Source organism: Alteromonas sp. NFXS44 (genome assembly GCF_040148705.1).
Lineage (GTDB): Bacteria > Pseudomonadota > Gammaproteobacteria > Enterobacterales > Alteromonadaceae > Alteromonas.
The window spans coordinates 320717-337013 of record NZ_JAGDEA010000002.1 but is presented as its reverse complement, the minus strand read 5'-3'; the positions used below and the strand labels follow the sequence as shown (position 1 = coordinate 337013).

14 protein-coding genes are annotated in these 16297 nt (G+C 49.0%); 10 read left to right on the top strand and 4 right to left on the bottom strand.

What is annotated here, in order from left to right; all coding sequences use genetic code 11:
* Complete coding sequence (locus tag J3369_RS04640; protein WP_303573699.1) at positions 1 to 786, bottom strand: DsbC family protein; 786 nt, start codon at positions 784 to 786, stop codon at positions 1 to 3.
* 359 nt (positions 787 to 1145) lie between these two features.
* On the opposite strand from J3369_RS04640, the gene J3369_RS04635 reads away from it, so the two are divergent.
* Complete coding sequence (locus J3369_RS04635; RefSeq protein WP_303573700.1) at positions 1146 to 1367, top strand: helix-turn-helix domain-containing protein; 222 nt, start codon at positions 1146 to 1148, stop codon at positions 1365 to 1367.
* Positions 1357 to 2574 (top strand): type II toxin-antitoxin system HipA family toxin, encoded by a 1218-nt coding sequence (locus tag J3369_RS04630; protein ID WP_349584340.1) that lies wholly within the window; start codon positions 1357 to 1359, stop codon positions 2572 to 2574. Before J3369_RS04635 ends, J3369_RS04630 begins: the two co-directional genes overlap by 11 nt.
* Here the strand turns inward: J3369_RS04630 and xerD are convergent.
* Positions 2559 to 3473, bottom strand: coding sequence for a site-specific tyrosine recombinase XerD (gene xerD / locus J3369_RS04625; protein ID WP_349584337.1), 915 nt, complete (start codon positions 3471 to 3473; stop codon positions 2559 to 2561). The two genes, J3369_RS04630 and xerD, sit on opposite strands and share 16 nt — an antisense overlap.
* Before the next feature lie 6 nt (positions 3474 to 3479).
* On the bottom strand, positions 3480 to 4325 hold the full coding sequence (djlA, locus tag J3369_RS04620; protein WP_349584334.1) for a co-chaperone DjlA: 846 nt from the start codon (positions 4323 to 4325) through the stop codon (positions 3480 to 3482).
* Positions 4326 to 4657: 332 nt separating this feature from the next.
* Between djlA and J3369_RS04615 the strand changes: the two genes are divergently transcribed.
* The 8 genes from J3369_RS04615 (at position 4658) to J3369_RS04580 (ending at position 15315) form a co-directional block, all read left to right on the top strand.
* Positions 4658 to 6901 carry an LPS-assembly protein LptD gene (locus J3369_RS04615; protein ID WP_349584331.1) on the top strand — a complete coding sequence of 748 codons (2244 nt, stop codon included), beginning with the start codon at positions 4658 to 4660 and terminating at the stop codon, positions 6899 to 6901.
* A 58-nt stretch (positions 6902 to 6959) separates the two neighbouring features.
* Complete coding sequence (surA, locus tag J3369_RS04610; RefSeq protein WP_349584329.1) at positions 6960 to 8240, top strand: peptidylprolyl isomerase SurA; 1281 nt, start codon at positions 6960 to 6962, stop codon at positions 8238 to 8240.
* Positions 8241 to 8254: 14 nt separating this feature from the next.
* Complete coding sequence (gene pdxA / locus J3369_RS04605) at positions 8255 to 9238, top strand: 4-hydroxythreonine-4-phosphate dehydrogenase PdxA (RefSeq protein ID WP_349584327.1); 984 nt, start codon at positions 8255 to 8257, stop codon at positions 9236 to 9238.
* Entirely contained in the window at positions 9235 to 10056 is an 822-nt protein-coding gene (rsmA, locus tag J3369_RS04600; RefSeq protein WP_349584324.1) for a 16S rRNA (adenine(1518)-N(6)/adenine(1519)-N(6))-dimethyltransferase RsmA, read from the top strand. Before pdxA ends, rsmA begins: the two co-directional genes overlap by 4 nt.
* Position 10057: 1 nt before the next feature.
* The gene (gene apaG, locus J3369_RS04595; RefSeq protein WP_349584322.1) at positions 10058 to 10435 is read left to right on the top strand and encodes a Co2+/Mg2+ efflux facilitator ApaG/CorD; all 378 of its coding nucleotides are present in this window, start codon (positions 10058 to 10060) and stop codon (positions 10433 to 10435) included.
* A 46-nt stretch (positions 10436 to 10481) separates the two neighbouring features.
* Positions 10482 to 11297: a symmetrical bis(5'-nucleosyl)-tetraphosphatase gene (locus J3369_RS04590; RefSeq protein WP_349584320.1), complete on the top strand. Its 816-nt coding sequence runs from the start codon at positions 10482 to 10484 to the stop codon at positions 11295 to 11297.
* 240 nt (positions 11298 to 11537) lie between these two features.
* On the top strand, positions 11538 to 13562 hold the full coding sequence (locus tag J3369_RS04585; RefSeq protein WP_349584317.1) for a methyl-accepting chemotaxis protein: 2025 nt from the start codon (positions 11538 to 11540) through the stop codon (positions 13560 to 13562).
* Positions 13563 to 13692: 130 nt separating this feature from the next.
* The gene (locus tag J3369_RS04580; RefSeq protein ID WP_349584315.1) at positions 13693 to 15315 is read left to right on the top strand and encodes a sensor domain-containing diguanylate cyclase; all 1623 of its coding nucleotides are present in this window, start codon (positions 13693 to 13695) and stop codon (positions 15313 to 15315) included.
* Here J3369_RS04580 and J3369_RS04575 read toward each other — a convergent pair.
* Positions 15269 to 16213, bottom strand: a complete 945-nt coding sequence (locus J3369_RS04575) for a DMT family transporter (protein WP_349584312.1) — start codon at positions 16211 to 16213, stop codon at positions 15269 to 15271. The two genes, J3369_RS04580 and J3369_RS04575, sit on opposite strands and share 47 nt — an antisense overlap.
* Positions 16214 to 16297: the final 84 nt, after the last annotated feature.

The window sequence follows — 16297 nt, the reverse complement described above, 5'->3', positions numbered from 1 at the left end:
TTATTCAGTTTGTGCGATTTCTTGGATCAGGACGTCTGCAGGCTTATAACCCGGCAACATGGTTCCGTTATCAAAAATGATGGCAGGAGTACCACGGATCCCCAGTTTACGGCCGGCAACAAATTGTTCGGCGACAGTGTTATCGCAATCTTCTTTTGCAAAGGTCGGGTTAGCGATTGATTTCGCGCGGGTTAACGCTTCCTGCGGATTCTTTGCACACCAGATAGAAACCATGTTTTCATAGTTCTCTGTTCCCAGTCCGGCACGGGGCCAGGCAAGATAACGTACAGTGATACCGGCCTCATTTAACTCATCTACTTCACGGTGTAACTTCTTGCAATAGCCGCAGGTGTAGTCTGTAAACACTGTCATTACGTGTTTTTCGTTTTCAGCTTTAAATTCGATGCCCTGATCAGCGAACGGTGCAATGGCATCAAGACGAACCTGACCCAGCGCCACTTCGGTAAGATCTTTCATACCCGCGTTCACATCGTACATGTGACCGAACATCATATAATCTGCGTTTTCTGTTACGTAAAACACCTGATTCGCCGCAGTCACTTCCAGCAAACCATCGACAGGAGAATTAGCAATAGCTTCAGGTTCCACACCCACAATGCTTTTTACTTTATCGTTGACCGCCTGCTCTGCACTGCTGTTTATAGTCGCCGCAGGCTGACTTGCCGCCTTTCCGGTGGATTCAGATGATGCATCAGATTCTGCCGAGCACCCTGTTGAAAGCACAATACCTAACGCAACCATCACGGCATAACGAATATTCTTCACAAAAACTCCCGGAACGCAGGCCAGTCGCCCGCATGTGTAAATACGTAAACAGATTCCTATGCAATACTATCACAATCTCACCACGGCAAAAGTTATCTGAAAGTCCGTGATCATTCTTTCACCGCAGAAAGGGAGCGGTGTGAAGGATGCTACATCCGGTTAAGATCGTGTCAGGCGCCCGTTAATGCATTAAATTATAATCATTAGCCGGTTTTCGTTTGTCTTTTTAAACATTGAATCAGGCAATGAATGCACTATAATGCAAACAAAATCCACCTTATGCTTATTAAACCATGCAAAAATCCAATTTATTCCTGCACAGTATTGGCAAACTTGTGCAAAGCAAGAGGTCTGCATCCATGGACCAACAGGAACTGGCTGTAAGGTGCGGCGTTGGCAGAAACACTATCTCAAATATTGAAAATGGTAGAAATGTCAGCGTGTCGAGCTTGCTCATGGTGCTGGAGCAACTGGAATTAATCGATGATTTTCAGGTGGTGATTGACGAAAAATTGAATGAAAACAATGCCGATTTAGTCAGAAAATCAAGGAAGTACACGGAACTGGACAATGACTTCTAAAGCGTATGTGTTTGTTGACGGACTTGAAAGTAAACCCGTTATTTGCGGAGTTGTTGAACTGGATACCAGTTCTGCAAGCGGGCGTTTTCGCTATGGAAAATCCTGGCTCTCCCGGGATGATGCCTTCCCCTTAGATCCTGTTAACTTACCGCTCTCAGAGACTGAATTCAGCAGTTCCGTTAATCATGGTCTGTTTGGCGCACTGGCAGATGCAGGCGCAGACTCCTGGGGTGAGAAAGTCATCCTTTCTATTCACAGTACAGTACCGAAAAATAAACTGGAATTTCTCCTTGCCGGATCTGGCATGGGAGTAGGCTCACTGGTTTTCAGTCTGTCAAAGACAGGCTCCAAACATAAGGCAAATAAAAACCATCTTGGCAAACTGCCTATGTTGTTGAGAACAAAAGACGCCATACTCGCCGACGGAGAAATCAGTACTGAAGCCAAAAAAGCGTTCGAATATGGCGTAAGTATGGGCGGCGCGCGACCAAAGACCGTGGTTTCTGATGACAAAAAGCTTTATCTGGCGAAATTTAACCGGCCCGATGACCGCATAAACATTGTAAGAGTGGAAAATGCCAGCATGAAAATGTTGGCGGAGTTGCCGGTGAGGGTTGCCTCCACCAGTGTCGTCAATACCGGTTCCGGTGATGTCCTGCTTGTAGAGCGGTTTGATGTTAAAAATGGCGTACCCGTTTGCCATTTTCTCAGCGCAAATTCGCTGTTTCACACGGGGAAAGTGAGTGATTCCTCGCTGAGAACGCAATACACCTATGGACAACTGGCTGAGTTTCTCAGGAAGCACAGCGCAAACCCTTACGATGCACACGAACTGTATTACCGGATGGTTTTCAAAATATTGACAGGTAATACAGATGACCATACGCGTAATCACGCGATTCTCTACGAATTTGAAACCCGCCAGTGGCGCTTGTCTCCAGCCTATGATGTTCTGCCCGTTAATAACAGCTTGTTACACGGTATGGGTATCGGAGACCTTGGCAGACGAGGCAATATTGATAACGCACTGAGCCAGTCCCGCCGCTTTGGTCTGAAAACATTTAAAGCGCGCCGTATTATTGAGGAAGTGATTGAACTCGTATCGGAATGGCCGGCATACATGACTGAAAATGGCGTCAGTGACACAGATATAATCAGACTCCGTTCCATGATACCTGAACAAGCAACCCTTCATCCCCTCGGATGATGGGTATGAATGAGGTTTTGCAGCCGCTCGGTGGCAACATGGGTGTAAATTTGTGTGGTAGAGAGATCGCTGTGACCGAGTAACATTTGCACGACCCGCAGGTCAGCCCCGTGATTTAACAGATGTGTGGCAAATGCGTGGCGCAACGTGTGCGGCGATAAATGTTGTGTAATGCCTGCAACAGAGGCGTAGTGCTTAATGCGGTGCCAGAACGTCTGCCGCGTCATCTGCACGCCCCGCAGGCTGAGAAAAAGTACATCGGTCTGGTGTTTTACCAGTTCTGGTCTGGCAGTTTTACAGTAGGTTTCAATCCAGTCGACAGCGTCTTCTCCCAGCGGCACAAGACGGTCTTTATTGCCTTTACCGGTCACCCTGACAACACCTTGCTGAATACTCACCTGATCCAGCCGTAAGCCAATGAGTTCACTGACCCGCAACCCTGTAGCGTAAAGCACTTCCAGCATACATTTATCACGGCACTCTACCGGATCTTCGGGGTTTGGCGCATTGAGCAAATCATCCACCTGAGCTTCACTTAATGACGAAGGCAATTTTTTCGGCAACTTCGGATTAGCAAGCTGAGTCACCGGGTTATCGGTACGTACCTGCTTTCCAATAAGGTAAATATAGAACGCCCGCATGGCAGACATGGCCCGCTGGGTACTGCGGGCAGACAGACCGGCCTCATGACGGTACTGTAACCAGGCCTGCACTGATTCAGTGTACAGCAGGCTGATATCGTCTATCTTTTCCTTCGCCTGACAGAACAGAGCCAGTTTTGATAAGTCAGTGCGGTAGCTCTGCTGGGTATGTTCACTCAACCCTTTCTCTAACCAGAGCATATCGGTGAACTCGTCAATTAACGCCTGGTTTTTGTCACTCAGTACCTCTTTTGCCATGCCGGATCAGAACCCGCGTTTTTCTTTGATAAGTTCATAGGCAGCCTGAATATCCTGCGCTTTGGCCTTGGCAATATCCAGTGCCTGTTGCGGTAAGCCTTTTGATACCAGTTTGTCCGGATGATGCTCAGACATGCGCTTGCGATAAGCACGTTTTATAGTTTTCTCATCATTTGACGCGGTTACACCGAGGATACTGTAAGCATCATCCAGCGACTGGGTATCAGAGTAAGACTGCCCACGTTGCTGATGACCGTGCTGACCGCCCTGTCCGCCGCGCTGACGGAAACGAATTTCAGCTTCATAAGCAGAAATCAGAAAATCCAGATCTTTACGCTTGAAATTCAGCGCCATGGCGACTTTTTCCAGCACTTTGTATTCTGGTGTGGACAGAGTGCCGTCAGCAAACGCAGCCTGAATCAGGATTTCCAGAAACATTTGCAGTATGTCCCGGCGGCCATGGCAGGATTCAACCAGGCCTTTAAGTGTATCTGCCAGCGGAAAAGCGGATGATTTACCCTCACGGAATGCCTGCTGGGCTTCACGGCGGGCATCGCCGGTCAGCTGCATATCATCCATCAGTACTGTAGCAATTTTTATCTCCCGCTCGGTAACCTGACCATCGGATTTAGCCAGGTGGCCCAGTGAAGAAAAGAGCGCATGGAAAAATACTGCCTGCTGCTTCATTCCGGACTGGTCAGTAAAGAAACGACCAAATCCGCCCAGCTGATTAAAATCCTGACTGTAAGCCTTATCGAAGAAGTGCCCCACGATTAAACCCAGAATCGCTCCCGGTATTTTCAGGAACATAAAACCAAATACAAAGCCGAGGATTTTCCCCCAAAAAGACATACAACCTTTCTCCTGATTGACGTAAAGCAGCTGATGAATACTGTATAGCAATGCTGCCTGACTTGATACTCTGCCCCGACGGCACAGTAAACGGAATTTATGACATTAACGATGAGATATGGCGTCAAACCGTAAAGATCAAAGTCAAAAAACACTGAATTGACAAAAACACTGTAAAACTTTTCAATTTTTTAGCTTTGACGGTTGGCTCAGACACCAGAAGTGCTTAGAATTGCTTACTTTATGGTTCGCTGGCGAAAGCATTAGTGAACCCACGATTCAGGACACCGTCACATATCATTGTGATCACGAAACAGGCCTCCCACAGACGCATGAAAAAAACCTGTGCCTCCTTTCTGCTTGTCGCACTGAGCAGCACCGCCGCGCTGGCGCAAGAATCAAGGTCTCCGGCCGAAAAAAATGACGATTCGCCCGGGTTTTGCCCTGTGCCACCGGTCAGTTTTTCCAGTAAAAAGCTGATGCCGGCCGGTGAAGTGAAGGTTGAGGCTAACCGTGCTGAAATCATTGAACGGCAAGTCGCCCTGTTTTCCGGCAACGTCGATATCACTTCAGACTCTGCCACTATCCGTGCCGATCAGGCGCAGATCAATAACAACGGCCAGCAATTGTATGCCAAGGGCGATGTTGAATATGCAGATAAGCAGTTGCATGTGGCATCTGACAGCGTGGATGTTGATTCCAAAGATGAAAGCCTGACTATGTCAAACACGGTTTATCACCTTAACGGCTCAAACGGCCACGGCGATGCCAGCACCATTGCGTTAAATACTCAGGACGGTCTTGTTCTGCGTGATGTGAGTTTCACAACCTGTCCTGAAGGTGAAGAAGAGTGGCTGATCCGCGCGTCTGAAATCAGTATCCGCCGGGGCAAAGCATGGGGTGAAGCTAAGCACACCCGCTTTTATCTGGGCAATGTGCCGGTATTTTATCTGCCTTATTTTGCCTTCCCGATCACAAATCAGCGTCAGACCGGCTTTCTGTTTCCCAAGGTGTCTAACTCCAGTAATACCGGCGTTGATTACGAACAGCCCTTCTACTGGAATATGGCACCGAACTATGACATGACGCTGTCTCCCAGGGTTATGAGTGCCCGTGGCGTGCAGCTGAAAACGGAATTCCGTCATATGTCAGCAGCCAGTTACAGCCAGCTGAATATGGAATATCTGCCACAGGATAATGACATGGCAGAGAATCCGGACCGCTATTTCTACCGCGTATTCCACGAAGGAAACTTCGCTGATAACTGGACCGCCTCAGTAAATGTTAACGGACTGAGCGACGACAACTACATTGTTGATTTAGGCAGTGATTTTTATAACCGTGCCGATACCCACCTGTTCCGGACCGGGTCTGTCAGTTACAGCTCTGATGAAGTGCTTTTCTCGGTGAACGTGAGAGACTTCGAAATTATTGGTGATTACACAGACACCTACCGTGCACTGCCTGAAGCCAAATTGAATTATGTTCATCCGCTGGCCCGTTATCTTGAATTCCGCCTGGATTCAGAACTTGCCTGGTTTGACAATACCTCACCGGATGCGCCAACGGCGATGCGATTCCATGCAGCGCCCACACTGGCAATTCCTTTTCAGCGACAGTGGGGAGAATTCTCCGCAGAAGCCAGCATGCTGAATACATATTATCGCCAGAAGAATATCGAAGGAACCGGCCTGGAAGAGAAAGTGAACCGGACTCTGGGACAGGGAAAACTTTACGGCGCATTGTATTTCGAGAATGACGAAAGCTGGTTCAGTAAAGACATGTCGATGACCCTTGAGCCGCGGATCCAGTATCTGTATACCAGTTACGAAGATCAGAAGGGGATCGGATTCTACGACACCACCCTGTGGCTGACTGACGTTGAAGGTCTTTTCCGTGGTCAGGAATTTACCGGCCTTGACCGTATCAGCGACAATAATCAGGTTACCGTGGCGTTAACCAGCCGCCTGCTGGATAAGACTAACCGGGAACAATTCGTAGTCAGTGTGGGTCAGATATTCTACCTCGATGAAAACAAAGTCATTGCCGCGACAAAAGAAGGTGACCGTTCAGCACTGGCCGCAGAGCTGGACTGGCGGGTAAATGATGAATGGTTCTTCCATACTGATTTTCAAATCGCCACAGAAACCGATAAAGTAGAGCGCGCAAGCACCACGTTTGAATACAGGGAAAGCAGCAGTAAGCTGATTCAGCTGACGCACCGCTATGTGAGGGAACTCTCGGGCGAAACCATTGACCAAGTAGGGCTGTCTGCCGCCTGGCCTTTATCCGACCGCTGGCAACTTGTCGGCCGGACATACCGTGATTTAGACCTGAACCGGAGTGTAGAAAACTACTTCGGTGTGCAGTATGAATCCTGTTGCTGGGCCATTCAGATTGTTGCCCAGCGTCAGTTAAGTAACCGTTATGCCGCCGACGGGGCGCAATCTGTCGATGAATTCGATTCCGGTATTTCCATGCAATTCATTTTCAAAGGAATGGGTTCAGGAAGCACCGGCAATAAGATGTTGTCGAACGGATTATTTGGCTACCGGCAGCCATATAGTTTAAATTAATGCGCCCGGCTGTTAAACGCAGCCGGCAGCAAAGCATAAACCGATAAAAAGAGTGATTATGAAGTTCATTATCCGCGCTATCTGTATCAGTGCCCTGTTTTCATTTATGAGCATGGCGCAACCTGTTTCACTTGACCGCGTAGCGGTTATCGTTGACCAGGGCGTTATTCTGGAAAGTGAAATAGAAGACCTGATTGCAGATGTTAAGCGTAACGCAGAAGCACAGGGACAAGCTTTACCTTCAGACCGTGTTTTACGTACTCAGGCAATTGAACGCCTGATCACCAAAAGCCTGCAAATGCAAATGGCTGAACGCATGGGTGTTCAGGTCAGTGATCCCCAACTGGAGCAAACCATCGCCAATATCGCTCAACAACAGGGCGCGTCGGTAGAAGATTTACGCAACGAGCTTCGTCAGCAGGGCATTGCTTACGACGATTACCGTGAAGATGTGCGTGAAGAGCTTATCGTAGGCGAAGTGACCCGTGCTAACGTTCGTCGCCGTGTATACATTACACCTCAGGAAATCAGTGGTCTGGTGAAATTAATGGACCAGCAGGGTGCCGAGCAGGCTGAATATAGCCTTGGCCACATTCTGATTGGCCTGCCTTCCAGCCCCACTGACGAAGACGTTGCCAGCGCCCGCGACCGTGCAGACAAAGTTATCGAAATCCTCGAAGGTGGTGCAGACTTCGCCAAAATCGCGATTACTTCATCTTCAGGCTCTAACGCTCTGGAAGGTGGTGATATGGGCTGGCTGAACATTAACTCTATGCCGACCCTGTTTGCCGAAGCGGTTCAGGGTAAAGAGAAAGGAGCACTGGTTGGCCCTATCCGCAGTGGTGCAGGTTTCCATATTCTAAAAGTCATCGATACCCGCGGTATTGAAAAAGTGACCATTGAAGAAGTGAATGCCCGTCACATTCTGATAAAACCGTCTATCATTTTAAGCGATGAAAAAGCTCGTGAGATGCTGGTGAAATTCCGTCAGCAAGTTATCGACGGTGAAGCCGACTTCGGTGAGCTGGCAAAAGAATACTCTGAAGACCCGGGTTCTGCTTTGAAAGGCGGCGAATTAGGCTGGTCAGATCCAAGCATCTATGTACCGGCATTCCGTGAAGCGCTGGCAGGCCTTGAGCCCGGAGAATACAGCCAGCCTGTACGCTCGCAGTTTGGCTGGCACTTAATGCAGCTTCTAGACCGCCGCTTTGACGATGCAACAGAAAAACGAAAAGAAGATAAAGCTTCTCAGTTGCTGTACAACCGTAAATTTAAAGAAGAGTCAGAAGCCTGGTTGCGTGAAATGCGTGATGCTGCTTACATCGAAGTACTGGAATAAAACAGGTTAGTTAAATGAAGCCAATCAGAATAGCAGTCACTCCCGGCGAACCCGCAGGTATCGGCCCTGACCTCATCATTGCTCTGGCACAGGAGCAGTGGGATGCCCAGCTGGTAGTGTTCTGTGATGGCGACATGCTTAAAGCCCGTGCACAACTGCTCGGGCTGCCCCTTCAGCTGCAACCGTATGATGCCGGAAACAATGCCATCCAGCCGGCGGGCACACTGTATTTACAACAAATTGATACAGCGACAGCTGTTATTCCCGGTGAGCTGAACAGCGACAACGGTCATTACGTAGTTGAAACCCTGCGGCAGGCCTGTCAGGCGAATATGGAAGAAGGCTTTGATGCGGTGGTTACCGGACCGGTAAACAAAAGTATCATCAACAAAGCCGGTGTTTCCTTCAGTGGTCACACTGAATACTTCGCTCATCAGTCGAATACGATGGATGTGGTGATGTTGTTGTCTACTGACGGCCTTAATGTGGCTCTTGCGACCACCCATATTCCTCTGGAGTATGTATCCAAAGCCATCACCAAAGATCGCCTGAATAAAGTGATTCATATCATCAACACGGATTTGAAACTTAAATTCGGCATTCAGAAGCCACGAATTTACGTTTGCGGCCTGAATCCTCATGCCGGAGAAGGTGGTCATCTGGGTACTGAAGAGTTAATCACTATCATCCCTGCCCTTGATGAACTGCGGGAAGAAGGTCTGAATCTTACCGGTCCGTTACCTGCCGATACGATTTTCCAACCTAAATATCTGGACAATGCCGATGTCGTACTGGCAATGTATCACGATCAAGGTTTACCGGTGCTTAAATACAAAGGATTTGGCGCATCGGTCAATATTACGCTGGGCCTGCCCTTCATCCGGACGTCGGTAGACCACGGCACTGCCTGTGACTTAGCCGGTACCGGTGAAGCAGATGCAGGCAGCTTCAGAAAAGCTATGCAAAAAGCTATTGAGTTAGCGAACAAACAACAATGAGCAAAACACATTTAGGCCATACCGCAAGAAAGCGGTTTGGCCAGAATTTCCTGCATGACGATTATGTCATTGGCAATATTGTCAGCGCCATTAACCCTGTTGATGGTGAAAACCTGGTTGAAATCGGACCGGGTCTGGGTGCACTGACCGATCCGGTTTGTGAAGAAGTTTCAAAGCTTACCGTCGTTGAACTGGACCGGGACCTGGCCGAACGGCTGCGTCATCATCCTTTTCATGGCAGTAAACTGACGATCGTAGAAAAAGACGCGCTGAAACTCGATTTCTCCACGTTACTGCCCGACATGCCCGACCCGGAAGGCAAACTCAGAGTATTCGGTAACCTGCCTTACAACATTTCCACGCCGCTGATGTTCCACTTGTTCAGTTTTGCCGGAAAAGTGCAGGACATGCACTTTATGTTGCAAAAGGAAGTGGTTAACCGCCTTGCCGCCGGCCCGGGTTCTAAAAGCTATGGCCGCCTGTCGGTTATGGCACAATACTACTGCGCAGTAGTACCGGTTCTGCATGTACCTCCCGGTGCATTCAAGCCGCCCCCGAAGGTGGACTCTGCGGTGGTGCGGTTGATCCCCCACAGCAAGCCTCCTGTAGAAGTAACATCAGTCACGTTACTGGAAAAAGTCTGTTCTGCAGCGTTTAATCAACGCAGGAAGACTATCCGTAACAGTCTGGGCGACTGGGTGAGCGAAGAAGAATTAGTAGCGCTGGGACTGTCACCGACAGCCAGGGCTGAAACCTTATCACTGACAGATTTTGCTGCCGTCGCCAACCTGGTAGCAAAACGGGACGGGGAATGCTGATATGCAGGCATCGCCAGGCATTATCGTCTCCGTTTCCACACGGCACCTGCCGGATCACCCGGCCAGCGGGCCTGACAAATACGCCTTTGCTTACCACATTACTATCCGTAACCACAGTGATGCCCGCGTTCAGTTGCTGAACCGCTACTGGCTTATCACCGACGGTAACGGTAAGAATACTGAAGTTCAGGGTGAAGGAGTTGTTGGCAAAAAGCCCCATATCGACCCGGCAAGTGAATATCAGTATACCAGTGGCGCATTACTGGATACGCCGGTGGGCAGTATGCAGGGCCATTACGAAATGGAAGATGAAGACGGTCAGCGTTTTCGTGTGCCCATTCATATATTCAGCTTAAGTGTGCCGAACGCGCTCAACTAGCTGATATACCGGCACATGCCCGTAATCAATAAGTCAGGATGCTGCCATGAGTGAATCACAAACTCTCGTTATCGGGGATATTCAGGGCTGCTTTGGTGGCCTGATGGCCCTTTTAGAAAAAGCCGGTTTTGATGAGCAAAGAGATACACTTCTTGCGGTGGGTGATGTGCTCGCGCGGGGAGAAGACTCCCATGCCACGGTAAAATACCTGATGGATCTTGGCGACCACTTTTGTACGGTGCTGGGTAATCACGACCTGCACTTTCTGGCCGTATCTCAGGGCATTAAAAAGGCAAAAAAAAGCGATCGTATTGACCCGCTGTTAAAAAGCAAAAAACTGGGCGACTATGTTGACTGGTTTCGTCAATTCCCCCTGGCCCTGGCTGTCAGCGAAAACACCACGATGGTTCACGCAGGGCTTTATCCCGGCTGGTCTCCCGCCCAATTACTCGCTTACAGTAATGAAATCAGTACGGTTCTCAAAGGGAGCGGCTGGAAAACCTTGCTGGAAAATATGTATGGCAATGGTCCTTTCGAATGGAAAGACACACTGAAAGATGTACAGAGGCAGCGGTTTATTATCAACGCCTGTACCCGTATGCGGTTTATACAGGATCAGAAATATCTCGACTTTGCCTGTAAGCATCACCCGGATGATGCTCCGGCCAACCTCACGCCCTGGTTTTCTATCCCCAACCCTGCATTTAGCGCTGAACAACGCATCATTTTCGGACATTGGGCGGCACTTGAGGGAGAAACCGGTTCAGACCAAATCACCGGGCTTGATACCGGCTACGTATGGGGCAATACCCTGACAGCGCTGCGACTGGAAACTAATGAACTGATAAGTGTATCAGCCTGAATACCTCAGAAAGTGGCAAGATACGTTGGTTTATACGATAGTTATGGCTCTTACGTGCAAAATCTGTTTACAATCACTTTAAACCGCAACAATTCCGACTAAAGTATGAGAATATTTTGTCGATAAAAACTTGCGGAGAGTAACTAAAAGATGGCAGGTCATGTCACGTCCTTCTTATCAGTCATAAAAACACAACTGATAGACTACAACAATAAATAAAACTGTGTTTCAGGAGTTCGGATGAAAATCACGGTAGCAATGCGTATTATCGGCGGATTTATCACTATAAGTCTGTTGTTAATTATTATCAGTGTGTCGTCACTCATTAACCTCAACTCTGTGGGATCAGCGGTTGATGAGGTTAACCGGGTCGCGGTACCTACCCTTTCAAGCAGCAACTCATTAAAAGCGAGTTTTCTGAATATGAGCCGGGTCACCTTCGAAGCTTATATCGAAGAGCAGGTCACCGGTCTGGAAAACAAATATGCACGGTTTACCGACAGCAAAGCCGATTTTGATGCTGAATTAAAAGCGCTGAATTCCGTATTGTCTGATGACAGTGCCATGCAGAGCAGTCTTACCGGTGTCCGTGAATCTTATAATGAATACGTGACTAACGTCGAAGCCATGTACAGCAATCACCGTCAGTCTATGGAAATGCGTAATGCTATTTTCGACAAGGTTGGCGATGTTGAAGATAATGCCGACGACGCCTCTACCTACCTGCTGGATTTCTCTGAATCTGATGCAGTCGCTGCAAACCGCGCCCTTCAGCAGGCTTCAGATATCGGTGGAGAGCTGGAGAGCACTCTGCTTGGTCTTATTACCGTTGCTAACGAATATGCCAAAACCCAGACGCTGGTGCGGGCACAGGTGTTAGGCAATGAAGTAGAACTCACTGTGGGTAAAGTCCGCGAACTCATGAACAACATGCAGGCGACGGCAGCCGGCAGTGACACCTCAGGTACGCTGGATGAAATCTCTGGCCTGGTGGACGACGCCATTGATGCCATCACAGGTTCAGACGGTGTGCTGCAGTTACAAAAAGCGCGTCTGGAATTCCGCAATGCCGCCGAACAGGCACTGGCCCGTTCTGACAAAAATGGTCAGGAAGGTATCGCTGCTCTGGAAGCCTTACTTAAGCAGGCCGATCAGAAAGCAGATGATATAGATGAGCAGGTATCTTCGAAAGTTACCTCAGGTAACACCATCGTTATCATTGTCGCTCTTGCATCGCTTGCAGCAGCCATTGTTATCGGATACTGGACCGTGATTGCCATTACCCGTCCGTTAAACCGCGTGAACGAACTGCTGACCGTAGCATCTTCCGGTGATTTAACCCGCCGTCTGGATGACACTGCTGAGGACGAATTTGGTCAGTTAGCGAAAAATTGTAACAAACTGATTGCCAACCTGAAGTCATTAATCACCGGTATCAATACCCGTGCAGAGCAACTGGCTGCAGCTTCTGAGCAAACATCAACGGTAACAACGCAAACGACCCATTCTATTCAGAACCAGAAGTCACAAATTGCGCAGGTTGCCACTGCAACCACAGAAATGCACAGCACTTCACAACTGGTCAGTCAGAGTGCTGAAGACACACTGAACGAAATACGTCACGCTGACAGCGAAGCCGAAAAAGTCCGCTCGATTTCTCTGGAAAACAAACGCACTATCGAAGTGCTGGCGCAGGATGTTCAGCAGGCAGCAGATGTTATCAACAAACTGCATCAGGACAGCGCTAGCATCGGTGGTATTCTTGATGTTATTCGCGGCGTCGCCGATCAAACAAACCTGCTGGCTCTGAATGCTGCCATTGAGGCTGCCCGTGCCGGTGAACAGGGCCGTGGCTTTGCCGTGGTTGCCGATGAGGTGCGTACCCTTGCTTCACGCACGCAGCAATCCACTCAGGAAATCAATGCCATGATTGAAATGTTGCAGGCCGGTGCGGAAAAAGCGGTTTCAGTGATGAATCAGGGCAAAGAACAAACCGCTGTTTGTGTTGACCAAACCGACAATGCCACCAAAGCACTGGACGTTATTTCTCAGGCTGTACGCAGAGCGTATGATGTCAGTACTCAAATTGAGCAGTCAGCCCGTGAACAGAACACGGTTTCTCAGGAAATCAGTGAAAAACTGGAAACCATCGTAGGTATTGCAGAAGAAACCACTATCGGTGCACAGCAAACGTCTGAGTCCAGCTCAGAGGTGGCCCGTCTGGCTGAAGAACTGCAGCAATCTATCCGACAGTTTAAAGTGTAATTTTCACATTTTTCAATGCAAAGGCGCATCTTCAAGGACGCGCCTTTTTTATTTTCTTCTGCCTTTCAGGCAAAGCTGCTGACAGCGTTTATACTGTAAGTATGCAAAACGACCAATGCTGCCCCGACGAATGATTAAATTCAACACGCTGCGCACCCAGCTTATGCTGGGCATCCTTCTGGCGTGCCTGACTATTCTCAGTGCTCAAGCGTTGATCCGCTATTACTACATCCTGCCAGCATTTGAAACAATGGCCCGGGAGGGTGATCGTCAGGACCTTGAAAGGGTCGCCTCTCAGGTACGACAGGAACTGGAGTCTTTGCACAAACTGGTCTACGACAGTGCCGTATGGGATGCAATGTATAACGCAGCCATGCACAGAGACAGTGACTGGTTTGAAGAAAATTATCTCATCCCCGAATCCTACCGGCGAATTCATATCAATGGCTGGTATCTCTATGACAGTAGCGGTGAATTAATCAGTGGCAGAAGTTATCGTGAGGACGGCACAGAACTCGTGCCGGAGAACCTGTCATCTTCGACGAAATTGAATCTGAACAGCGCCGGTAATGAAGCACCGGCACAGCCATCTGCCCACACTCTTTTCACCCGCATTGCGGGGAATCCTGCGGTTGCAATTTTTCATCCCGTGTTACCTTCTGATGAAAATGGCGAACCAGCCGGTACACTGGTGCTGTGGCGCTTTATCGATCAACAGTTCGTCGATTCACTTACGCCGGGTATGGCAGGTGATATTATCTTTCATTCGCAAAAAACTTTGCCCGATAACCCTGAGGCGTTTTCACTCAACGTTGCGTCCGGCAGCCCGGTGCATGCACAGCCATTTAAAGGCAGACTGTATCTGGTCATCAATAGTCTGCAGAACACCCCGCTTTTTGCTCTGTCTATCCAACCCAGACCAAGGCAATATGATGATTCATTGTTTGATGCCAGCCTCATTGCAGGCATTGTGATCACGCTGACTGTGATTGCAGTGTTCTATTTATGGGTAAACCGGCAACTTATCGCGCCGATAGCCAGTATTCACGATAACGTGAGCTTCGCTATGCGTAGCAGGGACTTTTCCCGCCAGACGCCATACAGAGGCCGTAATGAAGCTTTCCGGCTGGGTCGTAAACTCAATGAGATGTTTGCCCTGATAAATCATCAGCGCAACGAAGTTCTTCAGCATAACAAACAACTGGAAAAGATCAGCAATACCGATCCCCTGACAGGGCTTGCGAACCGGAGGCACCTGGACAGTTATTTCAGAAACCTCCCTCTGCCGGTCAGAGCAGGAGGCGGTAATATTGCCGTTATCCTGGCCGATGTAGATTATTTCAAGCGTTATAACGACCACTATGGCCACGCAGGCGGTGACAAAGTGTTAAAACAGGTTGCCGCTTTACTACGTAAAAATACACGCACCGGCACAGATATCGTTGTCCGTTACGGCGGAGAAGAATTTCTTATCGTGCTTCAGCAAACCTCTGCGCAGGGAGCTGTCAAGGTTGCAGAAACCTTACTGAACGAGATCAGACTGGGAAATATTCCCCATGAAAGCAGAGATGACAGTAAGCACATAATCACTGTGTCTGCCGGTATTGCCTGGCAAACAGAGGGGGAACCCCTGCTACCGGAAAAGTTGCTTAAGAAAGCAGACGACGCCCTGTACAGAGCGAAGTCATCGGGACGGGACTGCTTTATTACTGAGGATCAGACTGAAGCACCTCTGCGTGCCGGCGGCGCTTAGCTTTCCGTCCGCCCTTTATCATCTGCACAGCAATACAACCCGCAATAAGTCCAATCCCTATCCATCCGGTAAGTGAAAACCGTTCAGACAATATCCACACAGCCAGTAAAGTGGCGACCACCGGCTCAAGCAGGGTGATCAGCGTGGCAATACTCGCATCTATTTTTTGTAATCCGTATCCGAACAACAGATAGCCGCCACACATAGGGATGAATGCCATATACAGGGCAACCGTAATATTACCGGAAGAGGCAAGCAGATTATCTCCGGTAAACAACAATGAGGGCAGCAGAAGACAGGAAGCAACACCAAATTGAACTGCCATGGCGACATCTGAACGCACGCCGTTGACTATCATACTTTTACCCGTCCATGAGTAGGCGGCATAGGTTAAGCCTGCCAACAATCCGAGCAGAATTCCCCATTCCCGTTGATCACCGGCTACAGCAGTTTCAGCGTGTGGCTTAGCCATGACCAGGCACAAGATCCCGGCAAAACCGAGCAAAAAACTCAGCATCCATTTTGCCGTTACAGCCTTGCCGTTAATAAACCGCTCCATTAAGACTGCGAAGCACGGAGCACTGGCAATGGATATGACTGTACCGATGGCGACGCCGGCCAGACGCATTGAAGAGTAAAAGGCCAGTGGATAGACGGCCACGCTAAGGCCTCCCCAGAAAACATATTTAAACTGAGAAAACAATAAACCCCGTTGCCTGAGCAGCGGACCGGAAGATTTCAACAGCATCAGAAAACCGCCACCACCCGTTGCCACAGCGCCAATGGCGAGGGGGCTGACATCCGGCGCAAAGCTGGCGGCTGTCCCTGTGGTTCCCCATAAAAAACTGGCGATGATAATAGCCAGCACGCAGCGGAAGAGGCGTTGCTGTTCAGACATGAAAATTTTAATCAGTGATGAATTTAAAGACAGTATAAACAGGCGAATTGAAAAGCACTTTGCAGAAAGGACGCTTCATGGTGT